This is a genomic window from Aestuariibaculum suncheonense (assembly GCF_014596935.1).
Taxonomy (GTDB): Bacteria; Bacteroidota; Bacteroidia; order Flavobacteriales; family Flavobacteriaceae; genus Aestuariibaculum; species Aestuariibaculum suncheonense.
In genome coordinates this window covers 818,640-835,859 of the sequence record NZ_JACVXC010000001.1, presented here as the reverse complement: position 1 = coordinate 835,859, position 17,220 = coordinate 818,640, and the positions used below count along the sequence as shown (strand labels likewise).

17 protein-coding genes and 5 tRNA genes are annotated in these 17,220 nt (G+C 36.2%); all 22 read right to left on the bottom strand.

Going from position 1 to position 17,220, the window contains the following annotated elements:
* Window positions 1-36: 36 nt before the first annotated feature.
* The 22 genes from rpoB to ICJ84_RS03665 all read right to left on the bottom strand — a co-directional run bounded on the left by rpoB (window position 37) and on the right by ICJ84_RS03665 (window position 17,205).
* Window positions 37-3,849 carry a DNA-directed RNA polymerase subunit beta gene (rpoB, locus tag ICJ84_RS03770; RefSeq protein ID WP_188215012.1) on the bottom strand — a complete coding sequence of 1,271 codons (3,813 nt, stop codon included), beginning with the start codon at window positions 3,847-3,849 and terminating at the stop codon, window positions 37-39.
* A gap of 126 nt (window positions 3,850-3,975) precedes the next feature.
* The gene (gene rplL / locus ICJ84_RS03765; protein ID WP_188215011.1) at window positions 3,976-4,353 is read right to left on the bottom strand and encodes a 50S ribosomal protein L7/L12; all 378 of its coding nucleotides are present in this window, start codon (window positions 4,351-4,353) and stop codon (window positions 3,976-3,978) included.
* Window positions 4,354-4,420: 67 nt separating this feature from the next.
* Window positions 4,421-4,942: a 50S ribosomal protein L10 gene (rplJ, locus tag ICJ84_RS03760; RefSeq protein ID WP_188215010.1), complete on the bottom strand. Its 522-nt coding sequence runs from the start codon at window positions 4,940-4,942 to the stop codon at window positions 4,421-4,423.
* Between the two features lie 19 nt (window positions 4,943-4,961).
* On the bottom strand, window positions 4,962-5,651 hold the full coding sequence (rplA, locus tag ICJ84_RS03755; protein WP_188215009.1) for a 50S ribosomal protein L1: 690 nt from the start codon (window positions 5,649-5,651) through the stop codon (window positions 4,962-4,964).
* A gap of 19 nt (window positions 5,652-5,670) precedes the next feature.
* A complete protein-coding gene (gene rplK / locus ICJ84_RS03750) occupies window positions 5,671-6,108 on the bottom strand; it encodes a 50S ribosomal protein L11 (RefSeq protein WP_188215008.1) in 438 nt (145 codons plus the stop codon).
* Between the two features lie 70 nt (window positions 6,109-6,178).
* Window positions 6,179-6,733 carry a transcription termination/antitermination protein NusG gene (gene nusG / locus ICJ84_RS03745; protein ID WP_188215007.1) on the bottom strand — a complete coding sequence of 185 codons (555 nt, stop codon included), beginning with the start codon at window positions 6,731-6,733 and terminating at the stop codon, window positions 6,179-6,181.
* 18 nt (window positions 6,734-6,751) lie between these two features.
* Window positions 6,752-6,946 carry a preprotein translocase subunit SecE gene (gene secE, locus ICJ84_RS03740; RefSeq protein WP_188215006.1) on the bottom strand — a complete coding sequence of 65 codons (195 nt, stop codon included), beginning with the start codon at window positions 6,944-6,946 and terminating at the stop codon, window positions 6,752-6,754.
* Window positions 6,947-7,057: 111 nt separating this feature from the next.
* A tRNA-Trp gene (locus tag ICJ84_RS03735) sits at window positions 7,058-7,130 on the bottom strand.
* 63 nt (window positions 7,131-7,193) lie between these two features.
* A complete protein-coding gene (gene tuf, locus ICJ84_RS03730; protein ID WP_188215005.1) occupies window positions 7,194-8,381 on the bottom strand; it encodes an elongation factor Tu in 1,188 nt (395 codons plus the stop codon).
* Window positions 8,382-8,452: 71 nt separating this feature from the next.
* Window positions 8,453-8,524, bottom strand: a tRNA-Thr gene (locus ICJ84_RS03725).
* 12 nt (window positions 8,525-8,536) lie between these two features.
* A tRNA-Gly gene (locus tag ICJ84_RS03720) sits at window positions 8,537-8,609 on the bottom strand.
* Window positions 8,610-8,655: 46 nt separating this feature from the next.
* Window positions 8,656-8,737, bottom strand: a tRNA-Tyr gene (locus tag ICJ84_RS03715).
* Between the two features lie 42 nt (window positions 8,738-8,779).
* Window positions 8,780-8,853 (bottom strand) — tRNA-Thr (locus ICJ84_RS03710).
* Window positions 8,854-8,954: 101 nt separating this feature from the next.
* The gene (gene hpf, locus ICJ84_RS03705) at window positions 8,955-9,257 is read right to left on the bottom strand and encodes a ribosome hibernation-promoting factor, HPF/YfiA family (RefSeq protein ID WP_188215004.1); all 303 of its coding nucleotides are present in this window, start codon (window positions 9,255-9,257) and stop codon (window positions 8,955-8,957) included.
* Window positions 9,258-9,292: 35 nt separating this feature from the next.
* Window positions 9,293-10,183: a tyrosine-type recombinase/integrase gene (locus ICJ84_RS03700; protein WP_188215003.1), complete on the bottom strand. Its 891-nt coding sequence runs from the start codon at window positions 10,181-10,183 to the stop codon at window positions 9,293-9,295.
* 121 nt (window positions 10,184-10,304) lie between these two features.
* The gene (rpsU, locus tag ICJ84_RS03695) at window positions 10,305-10,499 is read right to left on the bottom strand and encodes a 30S ribosomal protein S21 (protein ID WP_188215002.1); all 195 of its coding nucleotides are present in this window, start codon (window positions 10,497-10,499) and stop codon (window positions 10,305-10,307) included.
* 151 nt (window positions 10,500-10,650) lie between these two features.
* Window positions 10,651-11,817 (bottom strand): acyl-CoA dehydrogenase family protein, encoded by a 1,167-nt coding sequence (locus ICJ84_RS03690; RefSeq protein ID WP_188215001.1) that lies wholly within the window; start codon window positions 11,815-11,817, stop codon window positions 10,651-10,653.
* Window positions 11,818-11,832: 15 nt separating this feature from the next.
* Window positions 11,833-12,696: a ComEA family DNA-binding protein gene (locus ICJ84_RS03685; protein WP_188215000.1), complete on the bottom strand. Its 864-nt coding sequence runs from the start codon at window positions 12,694-12,696 to the stop codon at window positions 11,833-11,835.
* A gap of 19 nt (window positions 12,697-12,715) precedes the next feature.
* Complete coding sequence (locus ICJ84_RS03680) at window positions 12,716-14,338, bottom strand: alanine/glycine:cation symporter family protein (RefSeq protein WP_188214999.1); 1,623 nt, start codon at window positions 14,336-14,338, stop codon at window positions 12,716-12,718.
* A gap of 132 nt (window positions 14,339-14,470) precedes the next feature.
* Window positions 14,471-15,493 (bottom strand): potassium channel family protein, encoded by a 1,023-nt coding sequence (locus ICJ84_RS03675; RefSeq protein ID WP_188214998.1) that lies wholly within the window; start codon window positions 15,491-15,493, stop codon window positions 14,471-14,473.
* A 75-nt stretch (window positions 15,494-15,568) separates the two neighbouring features.
* Window positions 15,569-15,796, bottom strand: a complete 228-nt coding sequence (locus tag ICJ84_RS03670) for a PspC domain-containing protein (protein ID WP_188214997.1) — start codon at window positions 15,794-15,796, stop codon at window positions 15,569-15,571.
* Between the two features lie 131 nt (window positions 15,797-15,927).
* Window positions 15,928-17,205, bottom strand: coding sequence for a DUF2851 family protein (locus ICJ84_RS03665; protein WP_188214996.1), 1,278 nt, complete (start codon window positions 17,203-17,205; stop codon window positions 15,928-15,930).
* Between the last annotated feature and the right edge of the window lie 15 nt (window positions 17,206-17,220).

Genomic DNA, 17,220 nt, shown 5'->3' with positions numbered 1-17,220 from the left:
ATACCGCTTAAATTGCTTTAAGCGGTATGCAGTATATTATTCCTCTAATCTAATGTCTAATCCTAGACCTTTCAATTCGTGCATTAATACGTTGAAAGATTCTGGTAATCCAGGATCTGGCATTGGTTCACCTTTTACGATTGCTTCGTAAGTTTTAGCTCTACCAATTACATCATCAGATTTTACAGTTAAGATTTCTCTTAAAGTACTTGATGCACCATATGCTTCAAGTGCCCAAACCTCCATCTCACCAAAACGCTGACCACCAAACTGTGCTTTACCTCCTAATGGCTGTTGCGTAATTAATGAGTATGGTCCAATAGAACGTGCGTGCATCTTATCGTCTACCATGTGACCTAACTTAAGCATATAGATAACACCTACAGTTGCTGGCTGGTCGAAACGATCTCCTGTACCTCCATCGTAAAGGTAAGTATGACCATATCTTGGAATACCCGCTTCATCAGTAAACTCATTAATTTGATCGATAGTTGCTCCGTCGAAAATAGGAGTCGCATACTTACGACCTAATTTTTGACCTGCCCAACCAAGTACAGTTTCATAAATCTGTCCAATGTTCATACGAGATGGTACCCCAAGTGGGTTAAGAACGATATCTACAGGTGTTCCGTCTTCTAAGAATGGCATATCTTCCTCGCGAACGATACGTGCAACGATACCTTTATTACCGTGACGTCCTGCCATCTTATCACCTACTTTTAGTTTACGTTTCTTAGCAATATAAACTTTTGCTAATTTAATAATACCTGATGGTAACTCGTCCCCTACAGAGATTGTAAACTTCTCACGGCGTAAAGATCCTTGTAAGTCGTTTTCTTTAATCTTGTAGTTGTGAATTAAATCTGCTACTAATTGGTTTGTATGATCATCTGTCGTCCATTTTCCAGACACTAAATGCGCATAATCATCAACAGCATTTAACATTTTTAGAGTGAACTTCTTACCTTTTGGTAATACTTCTTCTCCTAAATCGTTATAAATACCTTGAGCAGTTTTACCATTTACGATGTTGAATAATTTCTCGATTAAAACTTCTTTTAATTCTTCGAATTTTCTATCATAAATACCTTCTAATGCAACGATATCATCTTTATCTTGAGCTCGTTTACGTTTATCTTTAACGGCTCTAGAGAATAATTTTTTGTCGATTACAACACCATTTAATGATGGAGATGCTTTTAATGAAGCATCTTTAACATCTCCTGCTTTGTCACCGAAGATTGCTCTTAATAATTTCTCTTCCGGAGTTGGATCGCTTTCTCCTTTTGGAGTAATTTTACCAATTAAGATGTCGCCAGGCTTAACTTCAGCCCCAATGCGAATCATTCCGTTTTCATCTAAATCTTTAGTCGCTTCTTCAGATACGTTAGGGATATCGTTAGTTAACTCTTCGTTTCCTAATTTTGTGTCTCTAACCTCTAAAGAGTACTCATCGATGTGGATAGATGTAAAGATATCTTCACGTACAACACGCTCAGAAATTACAATCGCATCCTCAAAGTTATATCCTTTCCAAGGCATGAAAGCAACTTTCATGTTTCTACCTAAAGCAAGCTCTCCTTTTTGTGTCGCATAACCTTCACATAAAACTTGACCTTTCTTAACTTTATCACCTTTAACTACAATTGGTTTAAGGTTGATAGATGTTCCTTGGTTGGTTTTTCTATATTTTACTAATTGATACGTTTTAACATCGCTGTCGAAGCTTACTTTAGCTTCATCTTCAGAACGCTCGTAACGTATTTGAATTTCGTTAGCATCTACATAAAGTACTTCTCCGTTTCCTTCTGCATTAATTAATACACGAGAATCTGTAGCTACTTGACGCTCTAAACCAGTTCCAACAATTGGCGATTCAGGTAATAATAAAGGTACTGCCTGACGCATCATGTTCGATCCCATCAACGCACGGTTCGCATCATCATGCTCTAAGAACGGAATTAACGAAGCCGAAATAGATGAAATCTGGTTAGGCGCAACGTCTGTATAGTGAATATGTTCTGGTTCGATTACCGGGAAATCACCCTCCATACGAGCAATTACCTTATCGTGTAATATTTTACCGTCGTTATCTACTTTTACAGTTGCCTGCGCGATTAATTTACCTTCCTCCTCTTCAGCACTTAAGTAAATAGGATCGTTTTTAATATCTACAACACCATTATCAACCGGACGGTAAGGCGTTTCAATGAATCCCATTGAGTTTACCTTCGCGTACACTGATAATGACGAAATTAATCCAATGTTTGGTCCCTCTGGAGTTTCAATCGGACATAAACGACCATAGTGTGTATAGTGAACGTCACGTACCTCGAAACCTGCTCTTTCACGTGAAAGACCTCCAGGTCCAAGAGCCGATAGACGACGCTTGTGTGTAATCTCTGCTAATGGATTGGTTTGATCCATAAACTGAGATAACTGGTTTGTACCGAAGAACGAGTTAATTACCGATGATAATGTTTTTGCATTAATCAAATCGATAGGTGTAAATACCTCGTTATCACGAACGTTCATACGCTCACGAATAGTACGTGCCATACGTGCTAAACCAACACCAAACTGTTGAGATAACTGCTCACCTACTGTACGTACACGACGGTTAGATAAGTGGTCAATATCATCAATCTCAGCTTTAGAGTTGATAAGCTCGATTAAATATTTAATGATGGTAATGATATCTTCTTTGGTAAGCACCTGCTTATCCATTTCGATATCAAGACCTAATTTTTTGTTCATTCTGTAACGACCTACCTCACCTAAAGAGTAACGTTGGTCACTAAAGAATAATTTATCTATAATACCACGTGCTGTTTCCTCATCTGGCGGTTCAGCGTTACGTAATTGTCTATAGATATGCTCAACAGCCTCTTTTTCAGAGTTTGTCGGGTCTTTTTGTAATGTATTGTGAATGATGGCGTAATCTCCTTGTTCTGCACTTTCTTTGTGTAACAGAATAGTTTTTACGTCTGCATCAAGAATTTCTTCTATGTTGTCTTTATCTAAAATAGTATCACGATCAAGGATAATCTCGTTACGCTCAATTGATACTACCTCTCCTGTATCCTCATCAACGAAATCCTCGTGCCATGTGTTAAGAACACGTGCTGCAAGTTTTCTTCCTTGGTATTTTTTTAATCCAGATTTAGATACTTTAATTTCTTCTGCAAGATCGAATATCTCTAAGATATCCTTATCGCGCTCAAATCCGATTGCTCGAAATAATGTTGTTACAGGTAACTTCTTCTTTCTGTCAATATAAGCATACATTACCTGGTTGATATCGGTAGCAAACTCAATCCAAGACCCTTTAAAAGGAATTACTCTGGCTGAATATAACTTTGTTCCATTGGCATGGAAAGATTGTCCGAAGAATACACCTGGTGAACGGTGTAACTGAGATACTACAACACGCTCTGCACCGTTAATTACAAAAGTACCGCTTGGTGTCATGTAAGGAATAGTTCCTAAGTACACATCTTGAACAATGGTTTCGAAATCTTCATGTTCAGGGTCTGTACAGTATAACTTTAATCTAGCTTTAAGCGGAACGCTGTAAGTAAGTCCTCTTTCTATACACTCATCTATAGCGTATCGTGGTGGATCTACGAAGTAATCTAAAAATTCTAAAACAAATTGATTACGTGAATCTGTAATTGGAAAGTTTTCCATGAAGGTGTTATATAAACCTTCATCACCTCTTTCTTCAGATTTAGTTTCTAACTGGAAAAAATCCTGGAAGGATTTTATCTGAATATCCAAGAAATCCGGGTATTCTGTTCTATTGACAATAGACGAGAAATTTAATCTTTCAGCTTGTGTTGACAACATCAATGGACGGAATTATGATTAAAAATAATAAAAGTTGTGGCGTATGTAAATGTTATATACGCAAAATGGTTTAGGTCTTGAAGGTAACCTCCAGACCTAAACCTTTATGTTTTGAAAAAGCTAAGCTTACTTAAGCTCAACCTCAGCTCCTGCTTCTTCTAAAGATGCTTTTAAGCCTTCTGCTTCGTCTTTAGAAACTCCTTCTTTAATGTTACTTGGAGCTCCGTCAACTAATTCTTTAGCTTCTTTTAATCCTAAACCAGTTAATTCTTTAACTAATTTAACAACAGCTAATTTAGATGCACCAGCTGATTTTAATACTACGTCAAACTCAGTTTGAGCTTCAGCAGCATCATCACCACCTGCAGCAGGTCCAGCAGCAACTGCAACTGCAGCAGCAGCAGGCTCGATACCATACTCATCTTTTAATATAGTAGCTAACTCGTTTACTTCTTTTACTGTTAAGTTAACTAATTGTTCTGCGAAATCTTTTAAATCTGCCATTTTCTATCGTTTTTAATAAATTTTTAATTTTAATATAATTGTAATATAGTGCGTACTATGCTAAATACTATCCTTCTTTTTCAGATAGTGTTTTAATAATACCGGCTAATTTTCCACCACTTGATTTAAGTGCTGACACAACGTTCTTAGCAGGCGATTGAAGTAATCCAACAATCTCTCCTAATAACTCCTCACGAGACTTGATGTCTACTAAGGCGTCAAGTTGGTTGTCACCGATATATACTGCTTCCTCAATAAATGCTCCTTTTAATAAAGGTTTTTCAGCTTTCTTACGGAAGTTTTTAATTAACTTAGCTGGCGCATTACCTGTTTCAGAATACATTACGATTGTATTTCCTTTTAAAACAGATGGAAGGTTTTCGAAATCTCTTTCAGAAGCTTCCATTGCTTTTTCAAGTAATGTGTTTTTAACAACTGCCATTTTCACGTTTGCTTTAAAAGCAGCTCGACGAAAATCTGAGGTAGTTCCGGCGTTTAATCCTGAAATATCTGCTAAATAGATATTTGCATTGTTTGCTAGTTCTGCAGTTAAGTCCTCAATTACTTGTGATTTTTCTTCTCTTGTCATAATAAAAGTATTTAACTAATTAACTAACTTTAGGATCAACAGCAACACTAGGACTCATAGTACTAGATAGGAAAATACTTTTAACGTATGTACCTTTAGCAGTTGTTGGCTTAAGTTTTATTAATGTTTGAATTAATTCATTTGCGTTTCCAGCAATTTTATCAGCACTAAAAGATGCTTTACCTATTGCCGCGTGAACGATACCAGTTTTATCAACTTTAAAGTCAATTTTACCAGCTTTAACTTCTGTTACAGCTTTAGCGATGTCCATAGTTACTGTACCAGTTTTTGGGTTAGGCATTAAACCACGAGGACCTAATACTCGTCCTAAAGGACCTAATTTACCCATAACACTTGGCATAGTGATGATAACATCTACGTCAGTCCATCCGTTCTTGATTTTATCAAGGTACTCGTCTAAACCAACGTAATCTGCTCCAGCTTCTTTAGCTTCTGCTTCTTTATCTGGAGTTACTAATGCTAATACTTTCATATCTTTACCAGTTCCGTGAGGTAATGAAACTACACCTCTAACCATCTGGTTTGCTTTACGTGGATCAACTCCTAAACGTACAGCGATATCAACTGAAGCGTCAAATTTTGTATTAGTAATTTCTTTTACTAACTCTGATGCTTCGTTAAGAGAGTAAACTCTCCCTTTTTCAATCTTTGCTAAAGCTTCTTTTTGCTTTCTTGTTAATCTTGCCATTTTCTAATGTTTTTAAAGATTAAGATGGGAATTGACCTGTTACAGTGATACCCATTGATCTTGCTGTTCCAGCAATCATTTTCATAGCAGATTCGATTGTAAACGCATTTAAATCTTGCATTTTATCTTCTGCTATAGTTTTGATTTGATCCCATGAAACTTTAGCTACTTTTTTTCGGTTTGGTTCTCCCGAACCTTTTTTTAATTTGGCCGCTTCTAATAATTGTACTGCAGCTGGAGGAGTTTTAATGACGAAGTCGAAAGACTTGTCTTTATAAACCGAGATAACAACAGGTAAAACTTTTCCAGCTTTATCCTGAGTTCTAGCATTAAATTGCTTACAGAACTCCATGATGTTAACCCCAGCAGCACCTAAAGCGGGTCCAACCGGTGGCGACGGATTCGCAGCACCTCCCCGAACTTGTAACTTAACTACTTTACTTAATTCTTTTGCCATTTTTAATAATTTAGTGTGATAAACTTCTAGTTGGAAGCAAAAAGTTTATCCTTTATGTATGTAACAATTATTATACTTTTTCAACCTGCATATAGCTTAACTCTAATGGTGTTTTTCTTCCAAATATCTTCACCATTACCTCAAGCTTACGCTTTTCTTCATTTATTTTCTCGATCGTTCCATCAAAACCATTGAATGGTCCATCGATAACTTTTACGGTTTCTCCTTTTGTAAAAGGAATTGCTACGTTTGCTGTTTCTTCAACAGATAACTCATCCACCTTACCTAACATTCTGTTTACTTCAGATTGTCTTAATGGCACAGGGTCTCCTCCTTTTGTTTCACCTAAAAAACCAATTACGTTTGTAACCGATCTGATGATGTGAGGAATCTCTCCTGTTAGGTTGGCTTGAATCATAATATAGCCTGGAAAAAATACTTTTTCTTTATGTGTCTTTTTTCCGTTTCTTATTTGAACAACACGTTCTGTAGGAACCAATACCTGATCAACATAATCTTGCATTCCTAAACGAGCGATTTCATTCTCGATATAGGTTTTAATTTTATTCTCTTGACCACTTACGGCTCTAACAACGTACCATTTTTTTTCACTCACCTCAGACATAAAATTTCAGTTTTCCCGTTAGTTAATCAATTGAAAATAAAAGGCCATAAACTTACTAAATACGGTATCAACTCCCCAAATTGCTAAGGAAAACACGATAGAGAACACAGCCACTAAAACAGTTAAACTTTGTGCTTCTGCCCAAGTTGGCCAACTTACATTGTTTTTAAGTTCGCTAAATGATTCTTTTATGTAATTTACAATTCCAGCCATTTATATATTTTTTTTCAACAGATTAAAATTTCAGTTATTTGCTTTAAAAAGCTCCCTAAAACTCTTACATCCTTATTTATTGAAAGGAACCTAAAATTAAGTTCCTTATAGCACGGGTTGAGAGACTCGAACTCCCGACACCTGGTTTTGGAGACCAGTGCTCTACCAACTGAGCTAAACCCGTAGATATGTTAAGGTATTCGTATTTCTAAGAATACCTTAACACTATGTTTCTTATTAAACTGTATTAGTCTAAAATCTCAGTTACCTGACCAGCACCTACAGTTCTACCACCTTCACGGATCGCGAAACGTAAACCTACGTTCATTGCGATTGGCTGAATTAATTCAACAGTGATAGTTAAGTTGTCTCCTGGCATAACCATCTCAACTCCTTCTGGTAAAGAAATGTTACCAGTTACGTCAGTTGTACGTACGTAGAACTGTGGACGGTAGTTGTTGTGGAATGGCGTGTGACGTCCACCTTCTTCTTTCTTAAGGATATAAACCTCAGCTTTGAATTGTTTGTGTGGAGTTACAGAACCTGGCTTAACGATAACCATACCTCTTGAGATTTGGTTTTTATCGATACCTCTTAATAAGATACCTGCGTTATCTCCAGCTTCACCTCTATCTAATATTTGACGGAACATCTCGATACCAGTGATAGTAGAAGTTAACTTCTCAGCACCCATACCAATAATCTCTACAGGATCTCCAGTGTTAGCAACACCTGTTTCGATACGACCAGTTGCTACAGTACCACGACCAGTAATAGAGAATACGTCCTCGATTGGCATTAAGAAAGGCTTATCCATATCACGTAATGGCTCTTCAATCCACTCATCACAAGCATTCATTAACTCCATAACAGTGTCAACCCATTTTGGCTCACCATTTAAAGCTCCTAATGCAGAACCAGAGATTACAGGTCCATTATCTCCATCGTAATCGTAGAAAGATAATAAATCTCTAACTTCCATCTCTACTAACTCTAATAACTCCTCATCATCAACCATATCCACTTTATTCATGAATACTACGATACGTGGAATACCTACCTGACGACCTAATAAGATGTGCTCACGAGTTTGTGGCATTGGACCATCAGTTGCAGCAACTACTAAGATAGCACCATCCATCTGAGCAGCACCAGTTACCATGTTCTTAACGTAATCGGCGTGACCTGGACAGTCAACGTGTGCGTAGTGACGTTTTGCAGTTGAATATTCTACGTGAGATGTATTAATAGTAATACCTCTTTCTTTCTCTTCTGGAGCGTTATCAATTTGGTCAAATGATTTCGCTTCTGATAAACCTGCATCAGCTAATACTTTAGTAATAGCAGCAGTTAAAGTTGTTTTACCGTGATCTACGTGTCCAATTGTACCAATATTTAAGTGTGGTTTTGAACGATCGAAAGTTGCCTTTGCCATGTTTTTTAAATAATTTAATCTTAGTTATATAATAATATTAGTGTATTCTAATTTTTCTTCTTCTGAAATAGAGCCAATGACGAGATTTGAACTCGTGACCTCTTCCTTACCAAGGAAACGCTCTACCCCTGAGCTACACCGGCCTTAAATATTAGAGCGGGAGACCGGGTTCGAACCGGCGACATTCAGCTTGGAAGGCTGACGCTCTACCAACTGAGCTACTCCCGCAATTATTTAACAATTCTTTTTGTTAGATAAATATAAAATAAAAATGTGGGGAGAGCAGGATTCGAACCTGCGAAGACATAGTCAGCAGATTTACAGTCTGCCCTCGTTGGCCGCTTGAGTATCTCCCCAATTTTACCTTATTTTTATTTCACTTTATTTTAAAGAACTTGAGCCGATAGAGGGACTCGAACCCACGACCTGCTGATTACAAATCAGCTGCTCTAGCCAGCTGAGCTATATCGGCTTATTTTACCTTTTTTTCACACAAAAAAAGTCCGCTATTTCTAACGGACTGCAAATGTATATATAAATTTCATTATTCAAAACATTTTTTGAAAAATATTTTCATAAATGTGCTCTTAATTTCTCTTTTCGCTTTTTTAACTGGCGTTCTAACGAGGCTGCAGCGGTATCTGCCCCTTCTTCGAAGGTTTTGCATTGCTTTTTCACAACGAAACTATCACCGGGAACACTTAGCTTAACTTCAAATATTTTATTCTCTTTATCACTCGTATTTTCAACTTTTAAAAACACATCAGACTGAATGACTTTGTCATAAAACAAATCTAATTTATCCATACGCTTTTGGATAAAATCTATTAATTTTCTATCAGCATTAAAATTAACGGATTGCGTGTTTACTTTCATACTATTTAGTTTTTTTGGTTAAACAATAATTCAAACTATTTTTTGCTTCTGGGGTGCGTATTAACGTGCACTTTTTTTAACTCGGCAATACTATTGTGTGTATAAACCTGAGTGGCCGCCAAACTCGTGTGCCCGAGAAGCTCTTTTACAGCATTTAAATCGGCACCTTGATTTAGTAAATGTGTTGCGAAAGAATGCCTTAGAATGTGAGGACTCTTTTTTACCTTAGAAGATGCCTTACTAAAATAATCATTTATTATTCTGTAAACAAGTGTTTCGTATATTTTAGCACCTTTTTTTGTTAAAAAAAGAATTTCGTCGTCTACCACAACATCTAGCGTATTTCTCGCTTCTATATACTGCTGCAAGGTTTTTAATACTGAACCTAATAACGGGAGGATACGTTCTTTATTTCTTTTACCTAATACTTTTAACGTTTTATTATTAAAATTGATATTATTCATTTTTAACTGAACTAATTCGATACGACGTATTCCGGTTGAGTAAAACAGTTCTATAATTAGCTTATCTCGAATGCCTTCAAAATCATCTTCGAAATTAAAATCTTTTAGTACCTGCTCGATTTCTGTTTCAGAAAACGGTATCTGTACTTTCTTGCGCGTTTTTAATGCTTTATGTTTCGCTAACGGATTAATTGCTATCGATTCAGTTTTAAGAAGAAACTTATAGTAGGAATTTAAAGACGATATTTTTCGGTTCACACTTCTGTTTGATAAGCCATTTTCCACCAAAGTCACAATCCAGGCTCTTATTTGTCCGTAATGAACTTCTTCCAGATGCTTCATTTGGTAATTAGACTGAATGAATCCCAAGAATTCACTCAAATCTGTTTGATAGGCTTTAACCGTTAATGCCGAGTAATGCTTTTCTAACAACAAACAATCTACAAAAGATTTAAAGGGCATATAACTTATGTTTTACAAGGATTAAGCTAAATATACAAAGTTTATTTTAGTTTAAAAGTTCAGAGCAAAAAAAATCCCGCTTAAATATTTAAGCGGGACTTTATGTATGAGTTAGAATCTACTAGATATCTTCTGCATCTCTAAGCTTTTGAATGTATTGTGCTTTTTGAATTTGCGCTCTACGTTCAACTGAAGGCTTTGTAAATTGCTTACGCGATTGTAATTGACGCTTAGCACCAGTTCTATCGAACTTTCTTTTAAAACGCTTTAGCGCTCTATCTATATTTTCTCCTTCTTTAATTGGTATAATTAACATAGTGTCTTAACCTCCTCTCTTTTAGCATTTCGGGCTGCAAATATAAAACTAATTTTTTATAAACAATTAAAAATTTTAAAAAAATAAAACCAGCTCAAATGAACTGGTTTTGATACGTGTATATTTTTAAAAAGACTGCAAAACCAACAAACTAAGTTGCTGGCTTATATTCCTTCTTATCGATTATTATTTTGGCTATAATTTCTCTAAGAATTTCTGATGTACCACCACCAATAGGTCCTAAACGACTATCGCGTAACAAACGTGCCATCGGGTAGTCTTCCATATATCCATATCCTCCTAAAAATTGCAAACACTGATAAATAACATCATCAGCCATTTTAGTCGACTTCAATTTAGACATGGTCGCATGCTTCACAACATACTCACCTTTATTTAAACGGTAAGCAACAGAATAGTTAAACTCTTTACAGATTTCCATTTCGGTATATAAATCGGCAATAGAATGACGCAAGGCCTGGAACTGATCGATTGACTTACCAAAAGCCATACGCTCTGACATATATTGTAATGCGTACTCTAAAGCAAACTCTGCTCTCGCGTGCGCATTAATCCCCATAATTAAACGCTCTAAAGAAAAATGCTGCATAATGTATGCAAACCCCTTATTTTCTTCACCCATTAAATTATTCACTGGAATTTTAACGTTATCAAAAGCAATTTCAGCTGTATCTGATGCACGCCAACCTAATTTATTTAATTTGGTTGCTGTAATCCCTTCGGTTGCTCTGTCGACCACAAAAATACTAACACCTTTATTACCTAACTCCGGATTGGTTTTAGCCGCAACAATTAAATAGTCGCTGTAAACTCCATTCGTGATGAAGGTTTTTGAACCGTTTAAAATGTAATAATCACCGTCTTTTACCGCTGTAGATCGCATACCTGCCACATCACTACCACCAAAAGGTTCAGTAATACATAAACAGCCAATTTTATCACCTGCAATACTTGGGACCAAATAATTTTGCTTAATGGTTTCATCGCCTTCCGCATTAAGATGCGTCATGGCTAAATACATATGTGCCCAAATTGCAGCAGCAAATCCACCTGAATTTATTTTTTGAAGCTCTTCTAAAAGAATGACCGTATAAAATAAATCTAAATTTAAACCGCCATAGGCTTCCGGATAATTGATTCCGAAGAATCCCATATCTCCGAATTTCTTCCAAATGAATCCATCAATGGTTCCGGTTTGTTCCCAGTTTTCTATGTGAGGTACAACTTCTTTTTGTAAAAAATCTTGAAGGCTTTTTCTAAAAAGGTGATGTTCTTCGGTGAAGTACATACTATTCATTAATCTGTCTTTTTTTCAATCGAGCGACAAATATAATTTAATTATATCTATTTTATTAATAGGAAAGTCTTTAACTTTTGTTAATTCGTCTATCGATTTATAGCCTTCTCTCAACTGTCTCTGCTCAATAATACGATAGGCTAAATCGTAATCGATATGCTGAATGGTGACCAATTGCTCCACTTTAGCGGTATTTAGGTTTATTTTTTCAAGGCTTCGGGGTGTTTTTACAGTGAATTCGGAAGTAACACGTTGAATAACTTCCGGTGTTAAACCATAAACATCCTGCAACTGAATATCAGCAATAAAACCTCCCGGGAATTTGTTTCTGAATTTCACAATGCGATCAGATAAAACATCTCCAACTGCGTTAACCGTTTTCAACTGTTCGGCCGTTGCGGTATTTAAATCTTGTTTTTCAGCATAGGTCTTTGCTCGTTTTGCATAAGACGAAACCACACTTGATTTCGGATTGGTTACCCACTCGGGAAATTTAAAATAAGGAGAAATTGCATTTAAAAGCGAATCGGATACCTGAGTGATTTGTTGAAAATCTTTAGCGGAATTTATCCACTTATTCTGCTTTCTGTAACTTAAAAGTCTATCAATTTCTTCGTTTGTCATCCCTAACCGAGCCCCTTTATAATCGGTAATGTAATTAGGATTGAACGGATAAATCTTAGGTTTGCTTTCTTCCAGTTTAACCAACCTAAGAGAATCCAATTCCTTTGTAAAAGCTTTTAATACCTCTTGATTTACTGTAAAATGTTCAGATGGGCGATTAACAAAGAAATAAGTAACCTGAAGAACGACGATAATTGATAGCAATAAAAAAATCCCATTTCGCTGTTGTTTAGTAAACGTGAAATGGGATTTCATATTGAGTTAGTTTTTAGTTTTACATATGCTTAGTAAGATCTTCAGCACCTTCTTCAAGAGCATCTTCCTTAACAGTAATCGCTCTCATGTATTTTTTCAATTCTTTTCTAATGATTGGTGATAGCACCACAACACCTATAATATTTGGTACTACCATCGCAAAAATCATCGCATCTGAGAAATCAATTACTGCCCCAAGGCTAATAGACGATCCTACAATTACGAAAAATAAGAATAATATTTTATATATTAAATCGGTTTTCTTACCCTTTCCGAATAAAAACACCCATCCCTGCATACCATAATAAGACCAAGATACCATTGTTGAGAAAGCGAATAAGATTACAGCAATAGTTAAAATGATTGAAAAGTGAGGAATAACAGAATCGAAAGCGGTTGCTGTTAACTCTACACCTTCTTTAATTGGCACCCCGTATTCCATGAATGCGCCATCGAAGTTTGTAATTACAATTACTAAAGCCGTCATGGTACAAATAACAACCGTATCTACAAACGGTTCTAAAAGCGCTACAATACCTTCACTCGCTGGATATTTTGTTCTTACTGCCGAGTGCGCAATAGCGGCACTACCTACACCAGCTTCGTTAGAAAAGGCTCCTCTTCTAATACCCTGAATCATAACACCTACAAGACCACCAGCAATACCTAAACCTGAAAATGCTCCTTCGTAAATTAATCCGAATGCATCATCGATTAAATGCCAGTTCGCCCCTAAAATAATTAATGATGCCAACACATAAATACCCGCCATAAAAGGCACTACTTTTTCGGTTACAGAAGCAATACGTTTAATACCTCCAATAATTACAACCGCTACTAACGCTGCCATAATAAATCCGAAGTACATACCAGCATTATCACTTTGTAAATTAAATAATTTAGTAAACTGCGCCGCTGCCTGATTAGCCTGGAACATGTTTCCTCCACCAAAAGAACCTCCTACTACGAAAATAGCGAAAATAACAGCTAATACTTTCCCTAGTGGTTTCATGCCTTTTTCAGCAAAACCTTTGGTTAAATAATACATTGGTCCACCGTAAACGGTTCCATCTTCACCTACATCTCTATATTTAACCCCTAAAGTACATTCAGCGAATTTAGAAGCCATCCCTAAAAGACCAGCGACTATCATCCAGAAAGTTGCACCGGGACCACCAATAGATAAAGCTACGGCCACACCTGCGATATTCCCTAAACCTACAGTTGCCGATAAAGCTGCCGTTAAAGCCTGGAAGTGCGACACCTCCCCATGAACGCTATCATCTCTTAAGGTTTCAATTATATTATGTTCTTCATTGTGAGTAACATCTCCGTATAAGGTATCTGCTCCATGTTTCTCGATGTCTTCATACTTTCCTTTAACAACAAGTAAAGCTGTTCTGAAACCTGTGAAGTTTATAAACTTGAAGTAGAAGGTAAAGAACAGAGCGCCTCCAATTAATACAATTAACACCCAAGGAATATGATAGTCTTCAGAAAATGGAATTTCATAAAAAATCCCTTCAACAAACCATCCGGTATATTCTTTGAAAACCCGATCGAATTTTTCTGAAGTTGACTCTTGTGCAAATGTTATAAATGGAAATACTAATGTAAATAATGAAAGAAGATATCTCTTCATAAGAAAATTTTTAGGTTAATTTTTTGAAGTTTTTGAAGTATTCTTATTAAAAGTCGGCAAGATGCTAAAAAAAAATCGATTTCTAAAACATCTGTTGTTAAAATAGTAATTCATGGTAAAATAGTAGCTTTCTTAGCTAATATTATAGACCCTGTTGAGGGTTTCTATCTGTTCTGGTCTTCCTAAAACAATAATTCTAGAGTTGGCAGCCAATTCCATTTCTGCTTCCGGATTTACTACATACTCACCATTTTCGTCTTTGTATCCAATAATGGTACAACCAGTTTTTCGACGTAAATCCAAATCGCGAATGGTTTTCACCAATGCATTTTCTCGATAAAGCTTTTCTACAGCAACCTCCTCAATATTAATGTTAGATTTACCTACAATAGAAAGGTTATCTATAAATTCCATTAAACCAGGAACGACCACTAAAGAAGCCATGTGATCGCCACCTATTTTATCTGGTAAAATCACATTATTCGCACCAGCAAACTTTAACTTACTATATGACGATTCGTGTGAAGCACGACTAATAATATTTATATTACTGTTGATTTGACGTGTTGAAAGCACCACAAACAAGTTATCGGCATCATTAGGCAAAGCCGAAATAAAACTAGAAGCACGATCGATTCCCGCCTGAATTAAAATAGCATCGTCATTGGCATTACCTATAATGTAAGGCACCTCATCCTGTTGCAATTGTTCCTCGACTTCCTTATCGCGTTCAATAACCACAAACTGTTTTTTATGCGCTAACAATTTTCTGGCCGCCTGTTTGCCATTTCTTCCGTAACCACAAATAACCACGTGATTTTTGAAGCTATCAATGTTTTTCTGCATCTTTTTTTGTTTTAGTTCTTCAACATTGTTTTTACTTAAAATGTATTCGGTAATAATAGACAGCGCATACCCCATAATAACCACACTGGCTAAAATTAAAAATACCGTAAAGATTTTAGACTCCTGATTTAAAGGAATAACCTCTCCATAACCAACTGTAGTCATGGTGATTACCGTCATATAAACAGCATCAACCCATGAGTAGTCAGCTATAACTTTATAACCGGTAACCCCCAAACCAATCATGACCACCAAAAGGAAAACAGCGGTGTAAATCTTAGTTCTAAAAAATTTTAATAGTGGATTCATCTGTTAGTATTTACAGAATTTAAGACAGATGTAACTCATAGGTTAATAATAAAAATATTTTTTAAAATTCAAATATTACAAATCGAAAACCGAAGAACGCTTGGTATACAATAAATCTTTAATACGCATCCAAAACGCTAAAAACAAATACAATGCAAAACCAAACCCTAATGTTACAAAGGTTAAGTACATAAAGGATATTCTAACAACTTTCGCCCGAATACCTAAACGATCGGCAATACGCTGGCAAACGTAATACCCATGCTTTTGAAAAAACAATAACGGTTTGTAAACTACATTCATAACTTTGTTTTCAATCTGTTAATCCCTGTCGCAATTTAGCCATAAAGTTTGACAATTGTTAAAAATACAGCCATTCAAATATACCAGGTTGCTTATAGTTACGTTTGCTAAACACTTAACCCTTGCTCTTTTTATACATTTTTTACAATGAGTTTATTTCCTATACTGCATTGCAGACATTTATTTTTATCACAATAATCATTTTTAAGCTGAAGCAGTGCCTGCGACTGAAATGCCGATTTGGATATCGGTTTTAATGTATTAAAGGCGTCGACAATGCTATTCTTTTCTGAAGCCATGGCTGAGGCAATTTGCAACACCTCCTCATCGGCATCTTTCCCTTGTTGTCTGGCATAACAAAATTTAATGGGTAATATCGTATTGATGAGTAATAAATCGACAAACGATTTGGTCAACATTTTAACAGATGATTTAGACACTTTTTCAAAAGTGTAATGTGTTTTCCAGAATTCTGATGTTGATACTTTAAACACGTTATAATAGTCTTCCAAATTATTCCCTTCTATAATTTTTGAAAACAAAGTTTTATGCTGTACATACAAACTTGCCAATTGCGACAAACGAATGGTTGGGAAATTAGGCGGACGCAGTCTAAAATACTGCACCGGTACCACCGAATGATTCGTTACCTGAAATTTCTGCTTTAAAAACTGATACTCCTTAACCAAATCCTGATAATAACGCTGCTGAATATCGTGCTCCAACAACCCTGCCTGACCAAAAAATAAAGCTTCTAAACTATGTTGATTTGATTGCGATTTCCGAACTACCGAATAATCTACTGATTGTGCCATACTGAAAAACGCTTCGCCATTTACTTTCAATCCGAAGTTTTTAGCCAGCATACAAAACAAAACCGCTTCCCAGTCATTTTTGGTCGCTTCCAACAAGTCCTGAATAACTTTCGACTTGCGCTCTAAACGTTCAAAATACAAACGTTCCAACCAATGGTTTAAATCGAAATCACTTACCGAAGCAAAATCTGCTTCGCAATTAATCCACTTCCCTTGTTTTGAAAATAAATTATTATAATTCTCTAAGGTTATCGAGCTCGTAAACTCTTTCAGCTCTAAAGTTGGAATTGGAGTATTGTCCCTGCGGAAGACATCGGTATCATGCTCCCATACTACATGCAAAACCACATTATCATAAGCCGGATCCTGTTCATGATTATGCAAATACCAGTCGGAAGACTTTACGTGAATCTCTACATTTCCTGCCCACAACTGCTCCCCTATTTTTAACTGCGCATTAAAAAAATCGGGGCCAGAATTCTGGTTATGCTGTCCAACCGAAGATACAAGAACATCTTCAGCATTTGTGGTTTTTAGCGCACTCAACTGGAACTTTTTATGCTTCCATAAATAATGTAAAAAATCTTCACGCATGTACTAATGTAAAAA